Annotated in this window: 18 protein-coding genes and 1 pseudogene; 11 read left to right on the plus strand and 8 right to left on the minus strand. The window is 72.8% G+C overall.

Annotated features, from left to right (window positions below; genetic code table 11):
- The first annotated feature begins 86 nt into the window (after positions 1 to 86).
- Positions 87 to 1,724, plus strand: a complete 1,638-nt coding sequence (locus SSBG_RS18245) for a succinic semialdehyde dehydrogenase (protein ID WP_008747543.1) — start codon at positions 87 to 89, stop codon at positions 1,722 to 1,724.
- Positions 1,725 to 1,818: 94 nt separating this feature from the next.
- The gene (locus SSBG_RS18250; protein WP_008747544.1) at positions 1,819 to 3,912 is read left to right on the plus strand and encodes a GMC family oxidoreductase N-terminal domain-containing protein; all 2,094 of its coding nucleotides are present in this window, start codon (positions 1,819 to 1,821) and stop codon (positions 3,910 to 3,912) included.
- 658 nt (positions 3,913 to 4,570) lie between these two features.
- Here SSBG_RS18250 and SSBG_RS18255 read toward each other — a convergent pair.
- The gene (locus tag SSBG_RS18255; protein ID WP_037870085.1) at positions 4,571 to 4,951 is read right to left on the minus strand and encodes a chorismate mutase; all 381 of its coding nucleotides are present in this window, start codon (positions 4,949 to 4,951) and stop codon (positions 4,571 to 4,573) included.
- Between the two features lie 470 nt (positions 4,952 to 5,421).
- Here SSBG_RS18255 and guaA point away from each other — a divergent pair, with 470 nt between their 5' ends.
- Positions 5,422 to 7,005, plus strand: coding sequence for a glutamine-hydrolyzing GMP synthase (gene guaA, locus SSBG_RS18260; protein ID WP_008747546.1), 1,584 nt, complete (start codon positions 5,422 to 5,424; stop codon positions 7,003 to 7,005).
- A 211-nt stretch (positions 7,006 to 7,216) separates the two neighbouring features.
- Here guaA and SSBG_RS18265 read toward each other — a convergent pair whose 3' ends face one another.
- Together SSBG_RS18265 and SSBG_RS18270 are read right to left on the minus strand one after the other, a co-directional pair.
- Positions 7,217 to 7,747: a hypothetical protein gene (locus tag SSBG_RS18265; protein WP_324603567.1), complete on the minus strand. Its 531-nt coding sequence runs from the start codon at positions 7,745 to 7,747 to the stop codon at positions 7,217 to 7,219.
- Between the two features lie 58 nt (positions 7,748 to 7,805).
- Positions 7,806 to 9,016 (minus strand): IS3 family transposase gene (locus tag SSBG_RS18270; protein WP_086023026.1). Its coding sequence is split into 2 segments (ribosomal slippage): positions 7,806 to 8,725 and positions 8,725 to 9,016, totalling 1,212 coding nucleotides; the frame shifts between segments, so codons are not numbered across the junction.
- A gap of 70 nt (positions 9,017 to 9,086) precedes the next feature.
- Between SSBG_RS18270 and SSBG_RS18280 the strand changes: the two are divergent.
- Positions 9,087 to 9,500 (plus strand): annotated as a pseudogene (locus SSBG_RS18280) (transposase family protein); the annotation flags it as partial.
- Between the two features lie 108 nt (positions 9,501 to 9,608).
- Here SSBG_RS18280 and SSBG_RS18285 read toward each other — a convergent pair.
- Positions 9,609 to 10,523, minus strand: a complete 915-nt coding sequence (locus SSBG_RS18285; RefSeq protein ID WP_008747548.1) for a transposase family protein — start codon at positions 10,521 to 10,523, stop codon at positions 9,609 to 9,611.
- A gap of 121 nt (positions 10,524 to 10,644) precedes the next feature.
- On the opposite strand from SSBG_RS18285, the gene SSBG_RS18290 reads away from it, so the two are divergent.
- A complete protein-coding gene (locus SSBG_RS18290; RefSeq protein WP_037870086.1) occupies positions 10,645 to 11,898 on the plus strand; it encodes an IS701 family transposase in 1,254 nt (417 codons plus the stop codon).
- A gap of 91 nt (positions 11,899 to 11,989) precedes the next feature.
- Here the strand turns inward: SSBG_RS18290 and SSBG_RS32765 are convergent, their stop codons facing one another.
- Positions 11,990 to 12,289, minus strand: a complete 300-nt coding sequence (locus SSBG_RS32765; protein WP_008747550.1) for an FG-GAP repeat domain-containing protein — start codon at positions 12,287 to 12,289, stop codon at positions 11,990 to 11,992.
- Between the two features lie 308 nt (positions 12,290 to 12,597).
- On the opposite strand from SSBG_RS32765, the gene SSBG_RS18300 reads away from it, so the two are divergent.
- The 3 genes from SSBG_RS18300 to SSBG_RS18310 all read left to right on the plus strand — a co-directional run bounded on the left by SSBG_RS18300 (position 12,598) and on the right by SSBG_RS18310 (position 15,943).
- Positions 12,598 to 13,866: a hypothetical protein gene (locus SSBG_RS18300; protein ID WP_008747551.1), complete on the plus strand. Its 1,269-nt coding sequence runs from the start codon at positions 12,598 to 12,600 to the stop codon at positions 13,864 to 13,866.
- A gap of 141 nt (positions 13,867 to 14,007) precedes the next feature.
- Complete coding sequence (locus tag SSBG_RS18305) at positions 14,008 to 14,352, plus strand: hypothetical protein (RefSeq protein ID WP_008747552.1); 345 nt, start codon at positions 14,008 to 14,010, stop codon at positions 14,350 to 14,352.
- 1,027 nt (positions 14,353 to 15,379) lie between these two features.
- Positions 15,380 to 15,943 (plus strand): DoxX family membrane protein, encoded by a 564-nt coding sequence (locus SSBG_RS18310; RefSeq protein WP_037870087.1) that lies wholly within the window; start codon positions 15,380 to 15,382, stop codon positions 15,941 to 15,943.
- 11 nt (positions 15,944 to 15,954) lie between these two features.
- On the opposite strand, the gene SSBG_RS18315 is transcribed toward SSBG_RS18310, so the two are convergent.
- Together SSBG_RS18315 and SSBG_RS18320 are read right to left on the minus strand one after the other, a co-directional pair.
- The gene (locus SSBG_RS18315) at positions 15,955 to 16,188 is read right to left on the minus strand and encodes a hypothetical protein (RefSeq protein WP_008747554.1); all 234 of its coding nucleotides are present in this window, start codon (positions 16,186 to 16,188) and stop codon (positions 15,955 to 15,957) included.
- Positions 16,178 to 17,557, minus strand: coding sequence for a PspC domain-containing protein (locus tag SSBG_RS18320; protein WP_008747555.1), 1,380 nt, complete (start codon positions 17,555 to 17,557; stop codon positions 16,178 to 16,180). The genes SSBG_RS18315 and SSBG_RS18320 overlap by 11 nt, the downstream gene beginning before the upstream one ends.
- 258 nt (positions 17,558 to 17,815) lie before the next feature.
- On the opposite strand from SSBG_RS18320, the gene SSBG_RS18325 reads away from it, so the two are divergent.
- From SSBG_RS18325 to SSBG_RS18335, 3 genes are all read left to right on the plus strand, one after another.
- Positions 17,816 to 19,087: an ATP-binding protein gene (locus SSBG_RS18325; RefSeq protein WP_008747556.1), complete on the plus strand. Its 1,272-nt coding sequence runs from the start codon at positions 17,816 to 17,818 to the stop codon at positions 19,085 to 19,087.
- The gene (locus SSBG_RS18330) at positions 19,080 to 19,784 is read left to right on the plus strand and encodes a LuxR C-terminal-related transcriptional regulator (RefSeq protein ID WP_008747557.1); all 705 of its coding nucleotides are present in this window, start codon (positions 19,080 to 19,082) and stop codon (positions 19,782 to 19,784) included. Before SSBG_RS18325 ends, SSBG_RS18330 begins: the two co-directional genes overlap by 8 nt.
- A 71-nt stretch (positions 19,785 to 19,855) precedes the next feature.
- Positions 19,856 to 20,209 (plus strand): membrane protein, encoded by a 354-nt coding sequence (locus tag SSBG_RS18335; RefSeq protein ID WP_037870089.1) that lies wholly within the window; start codon positions 19,856 to 19,858, stop codon positions 20,207 to 20,209.
- Positions 20,210 to 20,311: 102 nt separating this feature from the next.
- On the opposite strand, the gene SSBG_RS18340 is transcribed toward SSBG_RS18335, so the two are convergent.
- A complete protein-coding gene (locus SSBG_RS18340) occupies positions 20,312 to 21,610 on the minus strand; it encodes an NlpC/P60 family protein (RefSeq protein WP_037870091.1) in 1,299 nt (432 codons plus the stop codon).
- Positions 21,611 to 22,734 lie beyond the last annotated feature (1,124 nt).

Here is a 22,734-nt window from a genome sequence, read left to right on the forward strand (position 1 = left end):
CCACGCACTGGCAGAATCGTGGAAGCCGGGTGGAAAGTGTTACCGGCGGGTACCCAAGACCCGCGCGAAGTCGTACGCTCACGCCCATGACGGACACCCACGCCTCGGCGGCCCCCGCCGGCCCCGCGCCGCAGAGCACCGGCGCGAACCCCCAGGCCCCCGTACCGGAGGGCGTCCGCACGGCGGCCGACGTGGTCACGCCCGAGGTGCTCGCGCGGCTCCTCAAGGGGGTCGGCGGCTCGGGACGTACCGCCAACCACACGCCGTTCGGCGGCGGGGTGCTCGCCGAGCTGCCCGAGGCCAGCCCCGAGGACGTCGAGGCCGCCTTCGCGCGCGCCCGCGCCGCGCAGGGCGCGTGGGCGGCGACGCCGGTCCGCAAGCGGGCCGCCGTCCTGCTCCGCTTCCACGATCTCGTCCTCCAGCGCCAGGCCGAGATCCTCGACCTCGTCCAGCTGGAGACCGGCAAGGCCCGGCTGCACGCGCACGAGGAAGTGCTCGCCGTCGCGATGGCCGCCCGCCACTACGGCCTCAAGGCCCCCGCCTACCTCAGGCCGAAGCACCACCTCGGCGCCGTGCCGACCCTCACCCGCGTCACCGAACACCGCGTGCCGCGCGGGGTCGTGGGCCAGATCGCCCCCTGGAACTACCCCTTCGAGCTCTCGGTCGGCGACGCGCTGCCCGCCTTCGTCGCGGGCAACGCCGTCGTCATGAAGCCCGATACGGAGACCGCGCTGAGCGCCCTGTGGGCGCGTGAACTCCTCATCGAGGCCGGGCTGCCCGCCGACGCCTTCCAGATCGTGCTGGGCGAGGGACCGGCCGTCGGCCCCGAGGTCGTCTCGCGCGGTGACTACGTCTCCTTCACCGGCTCCACGCGCACGGGCCGCGAGGTCGCCCGCAGCGCGGCGGGCCGGCTCGTCGGCTTCTCGCTCGAACTCGGCGGCAAGAACCCGATGCTGGTCCTGCACGACGCCGACGTCGAGAAGGCGGCGGCCGGAGCGGTCCGCGCCTGCTTCGCCTCCGCCGGTCAGCTCTGCATCTCCATCGAGCGCCTGTACGTGCACGAGTCGGTCGCCGAGGCGTTCACGGAGCGGTTCGTGGCGCGCGTCAAGGCCATGCGCCTCGGCACGTCGCTCTCCTACGGGGCCGACATGGGCTCCCTGGCCGGGCCCCGCCAGCTCGAAGCCGTCACCGCGCACGTGGACGAGGCCGTGGCGAAGGGCGCCCGCGTCCTCGCGGGCGGCGTCGCCCGCCCCGACCTCGGCCCGTACTTCTACGAACCGACCGTGCTCACGGACGTCGGGCCCGGCATGGCGGTGTGCGCCGACGAGACCTTCGGGCCCGTCGTCTCGCTCTACCGCTTCACCGACGAGGACGAGGCGATCGCGCGCGCCAACTCCACGTCCTACGGGCTCAACGCGAGCGTCTGGACGAAGGACGCCAAGCGCGCCCTCGCCGTCGCCGCACGGCTGCGCGCGGGAACCGTCAACGTCAACGAGGGCTACGCGCCCGCCTACGGGAGCGTGCGCGCCCCGATGGGCGGCATGAAGGAGTCCGGTGTCGGCCGCCGGCACGGCTCCGAAGGGCTGCTCAAGTACACCGAGCCCCAAACCATCGCCCAGCAGCGCCTGTTGCCCATGGGCCCGTCCCTCGGCATGGACGACGCCGCCTACGCGGCCTTCATGAGCCGCAGCCTCAAGGTGATGAAGGCGCTGCGGCTGCGCTGACCCCGGACGCGCCCCGCCGTCCGGCCCGACCACCCACGCACCCGCCGCCCAGCCCGACCACCCACGCACCAGCGGCTTTCGACGAGGAGGGCCCATGCCACGGGACAGCCATGCCACGACACCGGACGGCCACGAGGCGCCAGGCGACAGCCATGCCACGACACCTCACCGCCACGACGCGCCACACGGCAGCCATGCCACGACACCGGACGCCCGCGAGGCGCCGCACGACGGCCCTGCCCCGCCGCCCGGTGCCGAGGCCGCGTCCCGGCCCGCGCAACTCCCCGATGAGGATGCCGAGTCCGGCGGGTACGACTACGACTACGACGTCCTCGTCATCGGTTCCGGCTTCGGCGGCGCCGTCAGTGCGCTCCGGCTCACCGAGAAGGGCTACCGGGTGGGCGTCCTGGAGGCCGGCCGTCGCTTCGCCCGTCACGAACTGCCCCGCACCTCCTGGGATGTGAAGAACTACCTCTGGGCCCCCGCGCTCGGCCTCTTCGGCATCCAGCGCATCCACCTGCTGGGCAACGTCATGGTCCTCGCGGGCGCCGGCGTCGGCGGCGGCTCCCTGAACTACGCCAACACCCTCTACGTGCCGCCGCGCGCCTTCTTCGAGGACCCCCAGTGGAAGGAGATCACCGACTGGGCGGGCGAGCTGGAGCCGTACTACGCGCAGGCCCAGCGGATGCTCGGCGTGCGCCTCAACCCGACGGTCACGCCCTCCGACGTGCACCTCAAGAACGCCGCCGAGGCGATGGGTGCCGGGGACTCCTTCCATCTCGCCCCGGTCGGCGTCTACTTCGGTGACGGTGAGGACGGCGACGGGAGCCGGCGGGCCGAGCCGGGCGCGGAGGTGCCCGACCCGTACTTCGGTGGCGCGGGTCCCGCGCGGCGCGCCTGCACCGAGTGCGGTGAGTGCATGACCGGCTGCCGGCACGGCGCGAAGAACACGCTCAACGAGAACTACCTGCACCTCGCCGAGCGGAACGGCGCCGTGATCCATCCGCTCACCACCGTCCGCACCCTCACCGAGGACTCGCGCGGCGGCTTCGCGGTCGGCACGCTGCCCACGGACAAGCCCCGCAAGGGCGCCCACCGCGTCTACACCGCCCGCCACGTCGTCCTCGCCGCCGGTACGTACGGCACCCAGACGCTCCTGCACCGGATGCGCGACAGCGGGCTCCTGCCCCGCACCTCGGCCCGGCTCGGCACCCTGACCCGCACCAACTCCGAAGCCCTCGTCGGCGCCCAGACCACCCCGCGCCGCTACCGCGCCGCCCACGGCGCCGAGCCCGACTTCACGCGCGGTGTCGCGATCACCTCGTCCATCCACCCGGACGCCAACACCCATGTCGAACCGGTGCGGTACGGACGCGGGTCGAACGCCATGGGCGGCCTCACGATCCTCCAGGTGCCCTACGCCGAGAAGCTGCCCCGCGCTCTCGGCTGGCTCCTCAACGCGGTCAAGCACCCGGTGCGGAGCGGCCGTTCGCTCTCCAACCGACGCTGGTCCGAGCGCACCATCATCGGCCTCGTCATGCAGTCGCTCGACAACTCCCTGACGACGTACCGCCGTCCGCGCGGCCCCGGCAAGGGGCTGCTCACCGCGCGCCAGGGCCACGGGGCGCCCAACCCGACGCAGATCCGGGCGGCGACCGAGACTGCCTCGCTCCTCGCCCGCGACATCAACGGCTTCGCGGGCAGCAACGTCGGCGAACTCATGGGCACCCCGCTGACCGCCCACTTCCTCGGCGGCTGCCCCATCGGCGCCGACCCCGGCCACGGCGTCATCGACCCCTACCACCGCCTCTACGGGCACCCGGGCATCTCCGTCGTGGACGGCTCCGCGGTCTCCGCCAACCTCGGCGTCAACCCGTCCCTCACGATCACCGCGCAGGCCGAACGCGCGATGTCCCTGTGGCCCAACAAGGGCGAGACCGACCCGCGCCCCGCCCAGGGAACGCCCTACGCGCGCCTCGCCCCCGTCCCGCCGCGCGCGCCCGCCGTCCCGGCGCACGCCTTCGCGGCCCTGCGCCTGCCCTTCCAGGGAATGCCGAAGGTGCGCGAGGGCGCGGCGGCCCCAGGGACACGGGAGGCGGCGCCGGAGGGCGACCGGGCCACCGCGCGCGAAGAGGCGACGGGGCGTGCCGAGGGCACTGCGCGGAACGCGGAACCAGGGGTGTGGTGAAGATCACCGCCGGGCCGTGAGATGCGCCACGCGCGGGGCCCGGCGCCGGTTCACCCCGGCGCACTCGTCACGTCCGGTCCGCGTGCGGGCAGCGGAAGACCCCGCGGCGGGCGGGTTGCCACGGGGTCTTCGCCTGCGGTGCCGCCAGGGCGGTGGCGGCACCGGGGGAGCGGCGCCGAGGGGGGGCGTCGCTGGTCTGGAATTGTCCGGAGGCCCGCACGGGGCATCCGGTACCCAAGTATGCGCTGTCGGCACGGGACGGTACCCACCGGGACGTACGAGACCTCGACGGCCCCCCTCGCGGGAGGGGCCGGGCCCCGCTGGGTGCGACCGGTACCGGGCGTCCCCGGAACCGGCCGCCGCGTGACCGGACAGGCTGTCCCCTGCCGTCCGGTCACCGTGCTGAAGCGAGGTCCCACGACGTACCGCACAAGGCGTCCGTCTCATCGCTCCAGCGAAGCCACGCGTGGTGTTGCGGTCCCGCACCTGGCCGATGCGGTCAACGGGACAACGACGCTCACGGCCGAGTGGTCACGCGCCGGGGACGGGCAGTTCGCCAGTTCGCACCCCGGCGCCGCCGGGCAGGCGTCCCCCGGACGGTTCCGCCCGCGCCCGGCCGGGTGCCGCGCGCCCGTCCCCGTCGCGCGTGCCGGGCGCCTCAGACCCGTCCCCGGCTCAGTTCGAGCAGCGTCATCGCGAGCGCGGTGCCCTGCTTGCCCAGCGCGTCGCGGTAGTGGCTCAGGACCTCCATCTCGCGCGACAGGTTCACCCGCCGCCCGCCCGCCTCCACGCGCGCCTTCTGCACGACGGCGGAGACGGCGGAGCGCTCCTGGATGAGCCCGATGATGCGGTCGTCGATCGTGTCGATCCGCTCCCGCGCGTCGGTGATCATCTTCTCGTGCGCGGGGATGGACCCGGTCGGCGCGGTGGACGGCTTGCGCGCCCAGCCCTGCGGGGTGCCGGGGGCGGACGCCGCTCCGGGCGCGGGGGCGGCCGGGGAGCCGGCGGTGCCGGTCGTCGTCTCGGGAAGGCTGGTCATGGCAGGTGGCTCCTTCGGTGCCGGGGCGGGTGGGCCCCTCGGTGGTGGGGACGGTTCGTCCCTGTCGTCTGGTCGGGGTCGGTCGGGTGAAGGGCCCCGGGGCGACCAGGTCCGGCAACGCAGAACGCCCCGGGCCTTGTCGGCCCGGGGCGCCTGGTTACGTCGCTGTGCTCAAGCAGCACGACCATGGCAGCCGGCGGACCGGGTGCCATAGGTAAAGAGGACGTCGTGGTGCGTGATCACGGAGCCAGTATCCCCCTCCTTCCCGGCCTGCGGGGCGCGGGGGTCGCCGGCCGCCTGATCTGCGGCGGAATGGGTGACATCCGTCCCCCGTTAGACTGAGCGCGAGGCACCGTGCCGTCCGGGTGGCACCCGACAGGCCCGCCCCGGGCGCCGCCCGGGACCCGTACCCCGTGCGCAGGCGCCTTGCCCCGATCCCGCATCCCCGCCGGAAGGCCGCCGCAGTGCCCGTGTCCCCCGCGTCAGACGCCGCTCCCGACACCGTTCTGGTCGTCGACTTCGGCGCGCAGTACGCCCAGCTCATCGCCCGCAGGGTCCGCGAGGCCCGGGTCTTCAGCGAGATCGTCCCGAGCGACATGCCCGTCGCCGAGATGCTCGCCAAGAACCCGGCCGCGATCATCCTGTCCGGCGGCCCCTCCTCCGTCTACGCCGAGGGCGCGCCCTCGCTGGACGCCTCGCTGTTCGAGGCCGGTGTCCCGGTCTTCGGCATGTGCTACGGCTTCCAGCTCATGGCCACGGCGCTCGGCGGCACGGTCGACAACTCCGGCGCGCGCGAGTACGGCCGCACGGAGCTGAACGTCAGCAAGCCCGCCTCGACGCTCTTCGAGGGCACTCCCGAGGAGCAGCAGGTCTGGATGTCGCACGGCGACGCCTGCTCCGCCGCGCCCGCCGGGTTCGACGTGACGGCCTCCACCTCGGTCGTCCCCGTCGCCGCCTTCGAGAACGACGCGAAGAAGCTCTACGGCGTCCAGTACCACCCCGAGGTGCTGCACTCCACGCACGGCCAGCAGGTCCTGGAGCACTTCCTGTACCGCGGCGCGGGCATCGAGCCGGACTGGACGACCGGCAACGTCATCGAGGAGCAGGTCGAGGAGATCCGCGCCCGCGTCGGCACGAAGCGCGCGATCTGCGGCCTGTCCGGCGGCGTGGACTCGGCCGTCGCAGCCGCGCTCGTGCAGCGGGCGATCGGCTCGCAGCTGACCTGCGTGTACGTCGATCACGGCCTCATGCGCAAGGGCGAGACCGAGCAGGTCGAGAAGGACTTCGTCGCGGCGACGGGCGTGCAGCTCAAGGTCGTCGACGCCGCCGAGCGCTTCCTCGACGCCCTCGCCGGGGTGAGCGACCCGGAGCAGAAGCGGAAGATCATCGGCCGCGAGTTCATCCGCGTCTTCGAGCAGGCGCAGGCCGAGATCGTCGCGGAGAACGCGGCGGACGGCGCCGACGTCGCCTTCCTCGTGCAGGGCACGCTGTACCCGGACGTGGTCGAGTCCGGCGGCGGTACGGGCACGGCGAACATCAAGTCCCACCACAACGTGGGCGGTCTCCCCGAGGACCTGGAGTTCGAGCTCATCGAGCCGCTCCGCAAGCTCTTCAAGGACGAGGTCCGCGCGGTCGGCCAGGAACTCGGCCTGCCCGACGAGATCGTCCAGCGCCAGCCCTTCCCGGGCCCCGGGCTCGGCATCCGCATCGTCGGCGAGGTCACGCGCGAGCGCCTCGACCTGCTCCGCGAGGCGGACGCGATCGCGCGCGAGGAACTGACGGCGGCCGGTCTGGACCGGCAGATCTGGCAGTGCCCGGTCGTGCTCCTCGCGGACGTCCGCAGCGTCGGCGTCCAGGGCGACGGCCGTACGTACGGTCACCCGATCGTGCTGCGCCCGGTCTCCTCCGAGGACGCGATGACCGCCGACTGGTCCCGCCTCCCCTACGAGACCCTCGAACGCATCTCGACCCGCATCACCAACGAGGTCGCCGACGTCAACCGCGTCGTCCTCGACGTCACGAGCAAGCCGCCGGGGACGATCGAGTGGGAGTGAGACTCCGCTGAGGAACCGCGGGGGCCGTTATTCCCGGCCCGAGCCGACGTATCGGCACCGGCGGGAACCCGGCCCCCGCGGCGTTCCGCGAGCGGGCGCGGCGCGGCGCGGCGCGTGGGGGTGGCGGGTGCCGGGTGCCCGGGGTGCTGGGTACGGGCGCGGTTGGCCGCTGCCGGTGCGGGTGTCTCCGCCGCTGCCGCTGCCGCTGCCGCTATCGCCCGAAGCCCGCTCCGAACCGTGCGTCCTCGTTCCCGGTACGCCCCAGGTCTCCCGGGTTCACCGCCCGGGCCCCGCCCGGCTTCCCCTGCGGCAGCATCCACACGGCGCCCGTGTCGGCCGCGTCCGTGTCCTCGCCGGGCGCCCCGGCGACGAGCGAGGTCCGCCCGTCCGCGCCGATGTCCCGCAGGGAGACGGCCTGGCCGAACTCGTCCCCGGCCTCCGCGACCCCCGGCACGCCCGCCGTGTCCTGATCGACCGCCGTGGCACCCTCCCCGGTGAGGCCCTTCCACGAGCCCTTCAGCAGCACGACGGCCCCCACGTCGTCCAGGTTCTTCCCGCCCCGCTCCAGTCCCTCGCCGGGAACGCCCACCGCGACGTCCGCGCAGCCGTCCCCGTCGACGTCCCCGACGGAGAGCGAGGCGCCGAACGCGTCACCGTCCTCGTTGACACCGGGCACGCCCTTCGTGTTCTGCGTGATGGTGCTCGCGGGCTTGCCCGGCCCCGTCTCGGACCCGTACAGCACCTGTACCGTCCCGTGGTCGAAGTCCAGTTCGGGCCTTGACCCTGGAGTTTGAACACGTCTATGCGGCTCGGGCCAGGGTAGTTGAGGTTGGGTGGACGGTGATCTCGTAGGTGATCGGGGCTCGCTGGCCGAGCCGGGAATGACGGCGTCGGGTGTTGTAGCGGGACAGCCAGTGGAAGGCGTCGAGTCGTGCCTCGCGCTCGCTTGACCAGCCCTTTCGGCCCTTCAACGTCTCCCTTTTAAAGCTGGCGTTGAACGATTCGGCGGCGGCGTTGTCCGCGCTGGACCCGACGGCGCTCATGCTCTGCAGGACACCGGCCCGGCGGCAGGCGTCCGCGAAGGCCCCGCTGGTGTACTGGGCTCCGTGATCGGTGTGCATGATCGCCCCGTTCAGACTGCCGCGGGTCCGTTCCGCGGCGGCGAGGGCGTCGATGACGAGCTCGGTGCGCATGTGGTCGGCGATCGCCCAGCCTGCCAGGCGGCGCGAGCACAGGTCGATCACTGTCGCGAGATAGCAGAACCGTCCGCCGCCGACGCTCAAGTAGGTGATGTCACCGACGTACTTGGTGTTGATCTCCTTCGCGGTGAAGTCGCGGCCGATCAGGTCCGGGGCCTTCGCGGTGGCCGGGTCGGCGATGGTGGTGCGGTGCCGGCGCCGCAGACGGACCCCTTCGAGGCCGATGGTCCGCATGATCCTGGCAACGCGCTTGTGGTTGACCGCCTGGCCGCCCTCGTCGCGGAGCTCGGCAGTGATCCTCGGGACTCCGTAGGTGCCGTCGGACTCCTTGTGGGCCTTGCGTATCCGGGCCGCGAGCCGGTCGTCAGCGGCCTGACGGGCCATGCGAGCCGGGGCGGTGCGACGCCAGTAATAGAAACTCGAGCGGGCGATCCCGAGAATGTCGCAGAGCCGCTTCACGCCGTATCGGCGCTGGTGATCCTCAACGAACTGGCAGCGGTTCACCAGCGCGTCTCCGTCGCGAAATACCGGGCCGCCTTGCGGAGGATGTCGCGTTCTTCCTCCAGCTCGCGGATCCTCTTGCGCGCGGCGGCCAGCTCCGCCTGAACCGGGTCACCGGCAGGCTGCGGTGCCGTTGCGGGGGCGGAATGGGCACCGGCGCGGCGTCCGTCGGCGGCCCGGATCCAGTTCCGCAGCGTCTCGGTGTTCACTCCGAGATCGGCGGCGACCGACTTGATCGTCGCTCCCGGACGCGACCGGTACAACGCGACCGCGTCCGCCTTGAACTCGGCGGGGTAATGCTTCATCCCCACAGGGACTCCGTTCTCCTGGACCATCAAGATCCAAGTCTCTCCGGTGTCCAAACTCCAGGGTCAGGGCCCGAAGGCCACTGTCGTTGCCGACCATCAGGGCCGCACTCTCTGGACCGACGCCCTGCGGCCAGGCCGGATGCACGATGCGACCGCCACACGCAACGAAGGTATCGGAACCTGTTTCCAGCACTTCCCGGACGTGGAAGTGCTTCTGGACGACGGCTACCTCGGTCTCCGGCGTGATCACCCCGGCCAGGCGATCACACCGCCCAGAAAACCAAACAAGATCGCTTTGCCGCACGTGCACGCCGCCAGAGAAGAGGCCCGGCACCGACACTCATCGAAGCGCATCACCGTCGAGCACGCGCTTGCCGACCACAAACGCTGGAAACAGCTGACCCGCTGGACGCACCGGCGAGAGGCCCTGCCCGACACCTACCGGGCCATCGCCGGCCTCGTCTCCGACCGAACCGCCAACGCGTAACCACGCCCCTGATCAGGCAAACACGCCTCAACCGCAATCACGCACCAGTTCGTTACGAGTTGGTGCGTGATAGGGGGTGAGGTGTGTTTGCCCTGCTCACGGCCGTTTTCAGATGCTGGTGTTGCGGTCGGAGACGAGGCCGGCGATGGCGCGGTAGGTGTCGGGCAGGCGGTCGCGGCGATGTGTCCAGCGGGTCAGTTGCTTCCAGCGTTTGTGATCAGCGAGGGCGTGTTCGACGGTGATGCGGTCGGACGAGTGGCCGTGGCGGTCGCGTCCCCGTTGTTCGACTCTGTCGGGCAGTGCTCCCGGCCGGGGTTTTCTCGGCGGCGTGATCGCCTGCCCGCGATGGTCGCGGCTCAGCCCCAGGTAGCCGTCGTCCAACAGGACCTCGACGTCGGGGAAGTGCTGGAAGCAGATGGCGATGCCTTCGTCGCGGGCGGCGGTGGCGTCGTGCATACGCCCAGGTCGTAGGGCATCGGTCCATAACGTGCGGCCCCGCCAGCCGGCGATCACGGTGGCCTTCATCGTGTTCTGCTTCTTCTTGCCCGAGACGAATGCGCGCCGGCCGCCGCGGCCGGCCGGTGGCCGGCGGACCCGGATCTCGGTGGCGTCCAGACACAGCTCGACACCTTCGGCCTGCGCGTAGGCAAACACATCCGCCAGAGTCCGAAGCCGCAGGCCGGGACGGTCGGGAACCGCGCACCCCCGCTCCGCCAAGAGCGTGCGCACCTCTCCGATCGCCCGGGTGACCGTGGATCGGTCGACACCTGACAGCAGCCCCAGCACCGAGTGCGGCAGGTCGTGCCGCAGGTGGATGAGTGTGGCCACCAACCGGTCGACGAACACCAGCTGATGGCGGGCGCCGGCGCCTTCGGCCCGCTTGCGGGCCCCGCCTCGCACAGCATGGCGGCGACCCTCGACCCCGGCCTGCCACGGCTCGGCCAACTCTTCGACCAAGCACGCAAGATGACGCCGGGAGAGCCCCGTGAACAGTCGATGCGCCAGCACCGCCCGATTGACCATGATCGCCACAGCGGGATCATGCCATCCACGTGGCACGACACCTCACCCGCTATCACGCACCAACTCGTTAGTACTCCAGCAGCGGTTCGTGTCCTGAGCTGGTCTTTGTCGTTCTCCTGGTATGAGGGAGCTGGGTGAAGTAGCTGTATGGTCCGCGGAGTTGGAGGCTGCGTTCGCTCGGGTCGCGGGTCGGTTTGCTCGGGCGGATCTGCGGTGGCGGATGCGGGATTACGTTCGGGGTCTGCTGGCTCGTGTGGCGCGTAAGAACGGCTGGCAGCTCGCGGAGTGGGCGGGGCACCGTAGTCCTGACGGGTTCCAGCGGCTGCTGAACTCCAGCGTCTGGGATGCGGACGCGGTGCGGGACGATGTCCGCGAGTATGTGGCCGAGGTGCTCGGTGATGACGGGGTCCTGATCATCGATGACACCGGTTTCATCAAGAAGGGGATCACGTCGGCGGGTGTGGGCAGGCAGTACACCGGCACCTCGGGCAAGATCGACAATTGTCAGGTCGGGGTCTTCGCCGCCTACGCCACGTCTCGCGGACGTGCCCTGGTCGACCGGGAGCTGTATCTCCCGAAGGCGTGGACAGGGGATCGGGAACGCTGCCGGGCGGCGAAGGTTCCCGACGAGCGGGAGTTCGCGACCAAGGGTGAACTCGCGAGGGCGATGGTTACCCGGACGCTGGCCGCCGGTCTGCCGGCGCGGTGGGTGACGGCGGACGAGGCCTATGGGCAGGACTGGAAGTTCCGCCGCCTGCTGGAGGAACTCGATGTCGGTTACGTCGTCGCTGTTCCGAAGTCTCAGCAGGTCAAGAGCTTGACGGGGTTCTGGCGGATCGACGAGCTCATCGCCCAGGCGCCCCAGGATGCCTGGCAGCGGCTGTCCTGCGGCAACGGGGCCAAGGGCCCCAGGGTCTACGACTGGGCGAGCGCGAGACTGCCGTCGATCGCCCTCTTCGACGGCGACGAGTCAGCCCACCACCGATGGGTGCTGGCCCGGCGCAGCGTGGCACGGCCCGAGGAGACCGCCTACTACTTCGCCTACGCGCCCACGAGCACCACTGTCGCCGACCTGGTGCGGGCGGCCGGCACACGCTGGGCGATCGAGGAATGCTTCCAGGCGGCGAAGAACGAGTGCGGCCTGGACGAGTACGAGGTCCGCCGCTACGTCGGCTGGTACCGGCACATCACCCTGGCCGTGCTCGCCCACGCCGTCCTGACCTCACTCGCAGCCCAAGCCGCCGACGAGCCCGAAAAAGGGGGCTTTGGAAACGAACCTCTCTCGCCCCGCTCACCGTGGCAGAAATCAGACGCCTCCTGGACACTCTCCTTCCCCGCCCCCGACCCCACCCCGACCCAGTCACCCACGCACTGAAGTGGTCAGCCTGGAGAAGACACCACCAAGCCACCGCCCGCCGCTGCCACTACCAAAAACGCAGCTCAGGACACGAACCGCTGCTGGAGTACTAGTACACGACCGTGCCGCCGCCGTCCTCGCTGTCCCGCTGCACGGCGAGATCCTTGCGGCCGTCGCCGTCCAGGTCCCGTACGACGGGCCGCGAGCCCGGCAGCTCGCGGTGCCGTTCCGGGTCCCCTTTCGCCAGCACGCTCACGTAGTCACCGCCCGGCGCCGCGACAACGATGTCCCCCGGAAGCGCGGAATCCGGCCGGGGTGCCGCCCCGGCGGCGGGAGCGAGGACCAGCGGGGCCGTGAGCAGCGCGGCGACGGAGGCGCAGCGCAGCGCGAAAGGGAGCCGGACGGGCATGGGTTCCTCCAGGAGCGAGGCGGTTTCCCGCGTACCGAATGCGTCGTACGTACTCTCAGATGCGCGGTGCGCCGCAGAAGTTGGGGAGGAAACGTGCCTCTTGGGTGGTGTTCGGGTGACGCGGGGGGGGGCTCCGAATGCGCCGGGTGACGGGCCCCGCTGCCGCCCCGGGCGGGCGCGGGAGTCTCACGTAAGGCACAATTCCCGTACATCACAGCAGAGTTCGGCGCACCCGCCAGTCGGCGGGACCCCGGGGCCCCGTGGCCGCGTACCGGCGAGGGCTCGCGAGCAGGGACGGGGACGGGCCGGTGGCGGTACAGCAGGACACGAGCCGGGAGCCGCACGAGGGCGGCTGCACCTGCGCGGACTGCCCTTCGGGCGCTCGCAACGGGCACCAACGCGCGATCGCCGCCTTCGTCCGGCGGCGCGAGGAACTCGCCGACGGCAAGGGCCTCCCGGCCGCCGTCGCGCACTCCGCGGGCGCGAGCCGCCAGTGGGTCTCCGACGAACTCGCCGAGTCCGCGCGCCTCGTCGCCGAACGAGGCCGCGCCGAACGCCTCTCCTGGCTCCATCGCCTGCGCCCCGCGACCCTCGTCGTCCTCGGCGCGATCCTCCTCGTCCTCCTCCTCGTGCAGGGCCTCACCGCCCTCGGCGCCGGCTGGACCACCGCCCGCAGCGCCGGTCTCGTCGCCGCCTTCCTCCTCGCCGCGCTCCTCGCCCTCGCGGCCCACTTCCACCGCGCGCGCGGCGGCGTCCTCGCGCCCGTCGTCGGCGAGGACCAGCGCCTGTCCACCTCGCGCGCCGTCGCCGCCTGCTGGATCGTCTTCTGCGTGTACGCGGTCCTCGTCCTCGCCGGTGAACTCGCCGGCGCCTCCGGCCACGCCCGCCGCGCCGAACTCCTCGACGGCCTCGAACTCGGCCGCGGCGTCGGCCTGCTGACCGTCCTGGCGGCGAGCTGCGCGGTCGCCGTCCTCGTGCACCACACGGTGGGCGTACGGGTGCGGGGGCGGCGCCTCCAGAAGGTGCGCGCCGACCGGCCGCGCGCCGCCGACCTCCTCACCGACGACTCCGGGCACGGCAGCTTCACCGACAGCCAGTACGTGCTCGTGCACGCCGCCGCGCTCGTCTTCTGCGCCGTCCGGCTCGCCCGCCGCCCCGAGCAACTCCCGGATCTGCCCTGGGCGTTCGCCGTCCTCGCCCTCGTCTCCGCCGCCACCTACCTGGCGGGCAAGGCCACCGGGGGCGGCGGCCCCGTCATCCACTCCGTCGTCCGCACCCGCGAGGCCGGCGACCTGGACGCCCCCATCCGTACCGGCGACGACATCGAGATCCGCGGTACCGGCTTTCTCCCCCCGGGCGCCGAGACCCCGCAGGCCCTCGTCCGCATGGCCGTCCGCATCGGCCAGGTCCAGGTGCACGTCCCGCTCATCCCGGTCCCCGGCGGCTTCACCAACCCGAGCGACACCCTCCTCACCGTCCCCATCCCCGCCGAGGCCGAACCGGGCCGCGTCACCGTCCAGGTCGTCACGGCGGCCGGCGTGGAGAGCAACGAAGCGGGCATGGACCTCGTGGACTGACGCGGCCTGCCCCCGCGACAACGGGCCGCGCACACGCGGTAACCGGAACCACTCCCGTGGCGCAGGTCAAGTTATCGCGTACGTCGGCGATTCGGACCACACCGAACCCCTCACGCCCATAAGGGAGTTACGCTCAGTCGCGTGAACGCCGACACAGACCACGCCCTCCTGGAGTGGCGGGCCAACACCAGCACGAACGCCGCGACCTTCCCCGTGCACCTGTGCGCGACGACGAGCCCCGGCACCTGGACCGCGACCCTCGCCACCCCGGACGAGGACACGACGGAAGTCCTCACCTTCCTCCTGGACACGGACCCCTGGCTCATCCTGATCCGCCCCGGCACACCTCCGACGGAGGTCCGCGTCACCTCCTTCGACGGCACCACCAGCCTCCACCTGACCACGCAGAAACCGGGGGGACCGGGGGAGCTGGGGGGATCGGCGGGGGCGGGGGAGCCGGGGGGATCGGGGCAGACCGAGGGTTGACCTGTCGGGCGGTGGCACGCCGGGAGTCCGGCGGTGGCCCGCCTGGTGGTCGGCGGTGGCCCGCCGGGGGCTCCGATGGCTCGCAGGGAGTCCGCCGGTGGCCCCTAGAGGCGGGGCAGCCACCGGGGTGACCGAGGGCTGCCGGGAGCCGCTGGAGGTGGCCGGGGCGTCGGGGCGGCCTGGGCGGCCTGGGCGGCCCGGAGACGGGGAGCTGCCGGGACGGCCGGGAGTCGCTGGGGTGGGAACCCGCCGGGTTGCCCGAGAGCCGCTGGAGGCAGCCGGGGCGCAGGTCGGCGGGGGCCGCCCTGGGCAGGTGTGGCTCCCTGATCCCGCCCCACTGCGTGCCTCCTGACCATGAGGTCCGGTGCCGTCGGCTGCCGCCGGGTCGTCGGCCTTGTCCCGCGAACCGTGCTCGTCCCCCCCTCGAGTTCCAGAACCGTGCGGGCCCTTGCCGGTCGGCGCGCGACCCGGGACGGTCCGTGCGGCGGCCAGGGCCGACGACGACAGCGCGGACGACCACGACACCGCGCGCGAGCCAGGACGCTCCGGCCGGCCCGTACCAGCCTCACCCGTCCGTGCGAGGCACCGCCGTGCGAGCCGCCAGCGCTGTGCCAGCCGCCGCCGTGCGGCACGAGTCGATGCCGCGCCGTGCGAGCCGGTGCCGTGCGGGCCGCCGCCCTGTGCGAGTCGGTGCCTTGCCGCGCCGTGCTAGCCACCGCCGTGGGAGTTGGCGCGTTCCCGGGCACCACACGGACAGCCGCGCCCGCCTCTGCCGCGCCCGCCTCTGCCGTTCCGCCTCTGTCGTCCCGCCTCCGCCGCCACGTCCTCGCCGTCCCCCCGCCGCCCGCCCCTCCCTCGCCGTCCCCCCGCCGCCCGCCCCTCCCTCGTCGCCCGCCCGGCGCCCCGCCCGGTTACTGGTGCCGCGCGGGTGCGTAGGGTCGAGCGCGGTGGGCTGCCGGGTGTGAGGTGCCGTCGCTCGCCGCTCCCTTGTCCCGCGTCCCCAGCTCTCCCGAAAGGCGGCGAACCGATGACCTCCGGTACCCCCCTCCTCCCGTCCGGCCCCGGTGGCGGGTCGGGCAACCTGCCGGACGGCGGCCTTCGCGCGCTGCTCGGGCGCTACGCGCTGCTGCCGCTGCGGGTGTTCCTCGGTGTCACCTTCGTCTACGCCGGTATCGACAAGCTCACCGACAGCGCCTTCCTCTCCTCCTCGGGAAATGGTTCGATCGGGGACCTCATGCGGTCCGTGAAGGGGAGCGCCGGCGTCCCGGCCCTCGTGGATCTCGCCCTGCACAGTCCCGCCGGCTTCGGCTACGCCCTCGCCATCGGGGAACTCCTCGTCGGTCTCGGCACCCTCCTCGGTGTCTTCGGCCGCGTCGCCGCGCTCGGCGGCGCGGTGATCTCGCTCTGCCTCTGGCTCACCGTCAGCTGGTCGGCCACGCCCTACTACTACGGCAACGACCTCGTCTACCTCATGGCCTGGCTCCCGCTCCTTCTCGCCGGCACCCCGTACCTCTCCTTCGACTCCTTCCGCTCCGGACGGCGCAGGGCCGTCTTCCGCCGCGGCGGCTTCGGCAACACCTGGATGCGCTGACCCGCCTTCATTCACCCCGCCGGTGGTGGGTCCTCCGCCGGTGCGGCGCGGCGCCGCCGGGCGCGCCGCACCCTGTACCCGATCAGGCCCACCACGGCCGCGAGGAGCAGCGCGCCGCCCGCCACTGGCAGCGCCGTCCACCACGGGACGCCGTCGCCGCCCGCGAGGCCCGCGAGGTAGAGCCCGGCGCTGAGGAGGAACGCGAGGCCCAGGACGAGCCGGGCGGGGCGGAACTCAGTGCGCACGGTTGACCACCAGCTCCCCCAGCTCGACCCGCGTCCGCAGCACGAGCTTCCCCTCGCGCGGGGCCCCCGGGCGAGCCGGGAGCGTCCGCGTCCGCTGTTCGTCGAAGGCACCGTGGACGCGGTCCTTCGCGTAGTCCGGCAGGCGCAGGCCGCCGAAGCCGATGTCGGAGCGCAGTTCCACGTCCGTCCCCGCCGGGACGAGCACTTCGAGCCGGCCCGCCTTCACCTCGACATCTGTCCGCACGGTGCTGTCCTTCCCGAAGGGCACGTCCCGAAGGTCGAGCGCGGCGGTGCCCGTCCCCAGGCGGTACTCGGGGCGCACTCCGGCCACGGAGGTGGGCTGCCAGCGCGCCGTCTCCCACTCCGCCGCGATGTCGCGCGGGAGGGCCGCCGAGGCGGCGAGGAGTCCGCTGGTGATCAGCGCGAGCACGACCGTCCCGCCACCGATCCGGCCCACGAAGGCGCCGACCGCGAGACCCGTCCCGAACACCGCGAGGGCCAGGGAGAGACCGAGCACGAGGCTCGACCTCAGCGGCTCGTCCTCCCAGGTGGACGCCGCACCCGCGACGCCCGCGACGAGTGCGGCGAGGAACGTCCAGCCGCCGATCCCGTATCGGCGCGTGCGGGGACTCGGGCCGCTCGGTTCCTGCGGGGGGCGGGGGCCCGGACCCTTCCCGTGTCCGGTGCCGTCCACGTCCGTCGTTCCCGGCTCGCCCGTCGCCGTTACGCCGTCTTTGGAGAGGGAGACCCGCACCTCGGGGACGTACTCGGGCGGGCCCCACAGGTACGCACGTTCGGCGAGCGCCGATTCAAGGGGTGTCAGGTCCTCGTCGTGCCACCACGCCGGTGCCGTCCGCACGGGTGGGGCCTGGGTCTCCGGCGGAGCGTCCGCCGTCACCCGCTCGGTGGAGGCGTCGTGCCCCGCCGCGCTCCCGCGCCGCCACGACCAGTACCCCGCGCCCACCGTGAGGAGGACCACGAGGGCGGAGAAGAAGAGGACATCAGCGTCGTTCAGCGTCGAGAGGAGGACGCCGCAGCCGACCAGGACGGAGAGCAGCGCGGCGAGCCCGGGTCCGCCGACCTGCCCGGTGAGCATCCGGCGTCCTTCGGTTTCCTCCTCGCCGTCGAAGGGGACCACGAGCCAGACGACGCCGTACGCGAGGAGACCGACGCCGCTCGCGACCGCCAGGACCGAGAGCACGACCCGGAAGATCACCGGGTCGACTCCGCACTGCCGGCCCAGGCCCGCGCACACGCCGCCCAGCACCTTGTGCCGGCGGTCGCGGCGGAACCCGCTCCAGAAAGGCGGGGCCCCGCCCGCCTCGGCGGGCGAGGGCGGCGGCGGGGCGCCGGTCCGGAAATCTGTCATGCGTTCATGGTGACGGCTCCGGACCCTCCCGGGCATCAGGGATCACCCTGAAAGAAACCCTGAGACGCCCCTGAGACGAGCGCCTTCGCCGCGCCCCTCGTCCAGGAGGTTGCCCGCCCTTCAACTCCCCTTCGCGTCAACGGAGATGCGCGGGTCTTGGCCGGAACGCCGAGTTCCGCCGTCTGTCGGGGAAATCTCAGGGTTGTCCTGGGGGAGAACCCTGATGTCTGGGGCGTTCTCCCGTGTGAGGATCGAAGCATGTCGGAAGCCACCTCGGTACCCAGCGCACCGGACCGGCCTCCGCGCAAGCTCTATCGCAGCGGTGAGGGCCGCCTGCTGGGGGGAGTGGCGCGGGGTCTCGCCGGGCACCTCGGGCTGCCCGTCTTCTGGCTGCGCGCGGCCTTCATCGGTCTCCTCCTCGTCAACGGGCTCGGCACTCTCCTCTACGCCGCCTTCTGGTTCTTCGCCCCGCTCGGTGCCGGGGGAGTCGGCGCACCCGGCCCGGCCGGCGGGGGCTCCTGGCGCTCCTGGCTCTCCAGGAGCGTGGCGCGGGACCGGGGCCAGCTCGTCGCCCTGCTCCTCATGCTGGTCGTCGCGCTCACCTTCGCCGCGCGCACGGACATCGGGGAGACGGCACGCGGCTACCTCGTGCCGGGACTGCTCGTCGGCGCGGGCGTCGCGCTCGTGTGGCGCCAGGCGGACAACGCCCGGCGCGCCCGCTGGGTCGAGATCGGCAGCCGCCGCCGGACCCTCAACGTGCTGCGGGCGGCGGCCGGCGTCGTCCTCGTCGGTACGGGCGTCTCCGTGATCATCGTGCTCCAGGGCTCGGCGCAGCACCTCGGTTCGGCCTTCCAGGCGGCCCTCGCCGTGCTCGTGGGCCTCGTCCTCCTCGTCGGCCCCTACCTCATCCGGATGACGCAGGACCTCTCCGAGGAACGCCTCATGCGGATCAGGGCGCAGGAGCGCGCCGAGGTCGCGGCGCACGTCCACGACTCCGTCCTGCACACGCTCACACTGATCCAGCGGCACGCCGAACGACCACAGGAGGTACGGCGGCTGGCCCGCGCCCAGGAGCGGGATCTGCGCGAGTGGCTGCGGCGCCCGGAGGGCACCGGACGGGAGGAGGAAGAGGAGCCGACGCGGCTCGCCGACGCCGTGCGCAAGGCGGCCGCCGAGGTCGAGGACAAGCACGGGGTGCCGCTGGAGGTCGTCATCGTCGGGGACAGCGAACTGGACGATCCGCTCTCCGCGATGATGCAGGCCGCGCGCGAGGCCATGGTCAACGCCGCCAAGTACGGTGGCGGCGGTGAGGTGCAGGTGTACGCGGAGGCGGACGAGGGGCAGGTGTTCGTCTCCGTGCGGGACCACGGTCCCGGCTTCGACCCGGACGCGGTGCCGGCCGACCGCATGGGGGTCAGGGAATCGGTCATCGGCCGGATGCGGCGCAACGGAGGACGGGCGAAGATCCGTCCGGCCCCGGGCGGCGGGACAGTGGTGGAACTGGAAATGGAAAGGCTGCGGGATGAATGAACCGACGGAGACGGCCCCGGCGCCGGAGCGGGACGCGCCGGTGGTGCGTGTCCTGCTCGTGGACGACCACCGAATGTTCCGTGCGGGAGTGCGGGCGGAGATCGACCACCCGGGGGAGCACGGCGTCACGGTGGTCGGCGAGGCCGCAGACGCGGAGGCGGCGGTACGGAGCGTGCGGGAGCTGATGCCCGATGTGGTGCTGCTCGACGTACACCTTCCAGGTGGCGGGGGACTCTCGGTGCTCCAGCGGTGCGCGGAGCTGGTCATGGATGTCGAGAAACCGGTCAGGTTTCTCGCGCTCTCGGTCTCGGACGCCGCCGAGGACGTCATCGGGGTCATCCGGGCCGGCTCACGGGGATACGTCACCAAGGCGATCAACGGCACGGAACTCGTCGCGGCGATCCACCGGGTGAAGGAGGGCGACGCCGTTTTCTCGCCCCGGCTCGCGGGGTTCGTGCTGGACGCCTTCTCGAACAACACGGTCCCGCCGGTGGACGAGGAACTGGACAAGCTCACGCAACGCGAGCGCGATGTGCTGCGGCTCATCGCGCGCGGCCACTCGTACAAGGAGATCGCCAAGGAACTGTTCATCTCGGTGAAGACGGTCGAGTCGCACGTGAGCGCGGTGCTCCGCAAGCTCCAGCTCTCCAACCGCCACGAGCTGACCCGCTGGGCCGCCGCCCGCCGCCTGGTCTGATTCCCGGGGCGAGGGGAGGGGGCCGGACCCCCGGGCCGGGGGCTGCGGTGGGGGCGCATAGGGTCGTCGGTATGGACGTCCTCATCAATGTCTTCGTGGGGCTGCACATCATCGGGATCGGTGCGCTGCTGGGCGGGTTTCTCACGCAGATGAAGGCGATGGGCGCCGGTACGGCGCGGTTCACGCCCGCGATGCTGCACGGCGCGCTCACGATGCTCGTGACCGGGGCGGTGCTCGTCGGCCTCGATCAGGCTCAGGACCACTCGCTCAACAACACGAAGATCGGGATCAAGCTCGCGTTCCTCATCGTGATCCTGGCGCTCGTGTACGTGAAGCGGGACGAGGCGCGCGTTCCGAAGCCGCTCTTCGGGGTGGTCGGCGCGCTGACCGTGGCCAATATCTTCATCGCGGTGACCTGGCGCTGAGCCGGTGGCGGCGCCGTGGAAGGCCGGGCGGCGCGCCGGTTTCCGGGGGCTCGCCCGGGGCGTGTTCCGCCCCGTCTCGTACGGTCCCGCCCGGCGGCTCGGTCAGGCCGGGCGAACGACGCCGTAGAGGGGCATGTAGTAGATGGACTCGACGCGGACCGAGGCGCCCGGCTTGGGGGCGTGGATCATCTCGCCGTCGCCGATGTAGAGGCCGACGTGGCTGATGTCGTCGTAGAAGAAGACGAGGTCACCGGGGACGGCGTCGTCGACGCTGACGCGGGTGCCGGCTTCGACCTGGTCCCAGGTCGTGCGCGGCAGGTCGATCCCGGCGGCCTTCCAGGCGGCCTGGGTGAGTCCCGAGCAGTCGTACGAGCCGGGGCCCGTGGCGCCCCACACGTAAGGTTTGCCCATCTGGGCGCGGGCGAAGGCGATCGCCTTGGCGGCCTTCGTCGCGTACGAGCCGGAGGCGGTGCCCGTCCCCGAGCCTGCGCCGCTGCTCGTACCCGTGTGCGCGGGGTCCGCGTCCGTGGAGCCTGTGCTTTGCGTGGAGCCCGTGTCCGTCGCGGCCTGTTCCTTCTTCGCGGCCTCGGCGGCGGCCGCGCGTTCCGCCTCGGCCTTCTCCTTCTGCCGGGCCGCCGCCTGGGCCGCCTTCTTCTTCGCCTCCGCCTCCTTGCGGCGCTCGATCTCGGCGAGGCGGGCCTTCTCCTCGGCGGTGAGGCGGGTGAGGAGCTCGCGGGCCTCGGTGAGTTTGCCCTGGACCTCGCTCTTGCTCGTGCGCAGGTCCTGCTGGGCGGTGGTGAGCTGGTTCAGGCTCTCCTGGGCCTCGGTGCGCTTGCGGGCCGTGGCGGCCTGCTGGTCGCGGAACTCCCGTACCTTCGTGTGCTGGTCGGCGGCGAGGCGGTCGAGGACGTACTTCTGGTCGAAGAAGCTCTGCGGGTCGTCGGCGAGGAGCATCGTGGCGGTCCCGGCGAAGCCGCCGCTGGCGTCGCGGTACTGGGCGGCGGCGTAGCGGGCGAGGTCCTCGCGGGAGTGGTTGAGGTCCTCGGTGGAGGCGGCGAGGGCGTCGATCAGGTCGTTGGCCTCCGCGCGCTGCTTGTCGGTGCGCTCCCTGGCGGCGTTGTACTTCTGGGTGGCGGTGCCGGCCTCGTGGTAGAGGCTGTCGACCTTGCGCTGGACGTCCTCGACCGAGGGCCGCGCGGTGCCGGGCTCCGCGCTCGCCTGCGGGGCGAGCAGTACGACGGAGGTGAGCGCGGCGGTCGTCACGCCGAAGCCGGTACGCGCCAGGGCGGGGTTCGGGCGGCGCGGCTTGCGGTGCGAGGGAGCCCGGCGGGCGGGCACACGGCGGCCGGCGGCGGCGGCACGCGAGGGCGCCTCGGTGGTGGGGGGCACGCTCGACGTCACGCCGCACGCTCCTTCTCGGTCGGGCAGGCGGTGGGGTCCGCGCCCGGCACGTTAGCCAAGACGAGGGGCACGGCGGAAGGACCGCAGGCGATATGCCCGATAGATTTCCGGCTCGGGTCTTCCGGCCCCTCGGTTTCCGGCTGACGGCCGCACGCGCCCGAACCGCGCCTCCAGCACCGCCGCGCGGGAAGGCGCCTGCTGCTTCCCGGCCCGGCCCGGCCCGGCTCTTGTACGGCCTGCGCCACCCGGCTCCCGCCACTCCGCTCCGGCCCCACCGTCCCGCTCCCGGTTCCCGACGTCCCGCGCCGCTCACGTCGCGGCCGCGGCTTCATCCCGCGCGGCCCGCCCCGTTCGCGTACCGATTGGTTCCCGTACCACCCGCGCCGCCCGGCTCCCCGTCCCGTCGTCCAGCTCGGTCCCGCGCGGCCCGCCCGCGCGACTCTGCCTCCGTGTGACGCTGCCGCGTCCCTCTCCCGCGTGGCGCCGTCCCGCCCCCACCACGCACGACGCCCGGTCCTCGTACGGCCCGCGCGACTCCGCCTCCGTACGGTCCGCGCGGCCCCGCCCCGTACGGTCCGCGCGACCCGCCCTGCTCCGGTCCCGCGCGGCTTCGCCCGGCCCCCGTATCGCGCACGCCGCTCGGCCCTGTACGGAACGCGCGGCCCCGCCCTGACCCAAGTACCACGCACGGCTCCGCCCGCCCCTGCACAGCCCGTCCAGCCCTTCTCCCGCACGGCGCTGCCCCGCCCTCACCACGTGCGGCGCCCCCCGGCCCGGCACGGCCCGCGCGACCTTGTCTTCATAGGGCCCGCACGGCCCTGTACCGCGCACGGCTCCGCACGTCCCCGCCCGCGCACGGCGTCCCCGCTCCGCGCACGCCGCCCGCGCCCGTCCGTCTTGCCCCTCTCCCGCGCGGCGCCGCCCCGCCCCCACCACGCGCAGCGCCCCCGGTCCTCGCACGGCCCGCAAGACCTGTCTCCGTACGGCCCGCGCGGCCCCGCCCCGCACCGCGCACGGCTCCGCCCGGCCCCATACCGCGCACGCCGCCTGCCCCGCACGGCCCGCGTGCCCTGGCCCCCGCCTCCATCCGCGCCCGGTGTCGCCCACCCCCGCACGGCCCACGC

Source organism: Streptomyces sp. SPB074 (assembly GCF_000154905.1).
GTDB lineage: Bacteria > Actinomycetota > Actinomycetes > Streptomycetales > Streptomycetaceae > Streptomyces.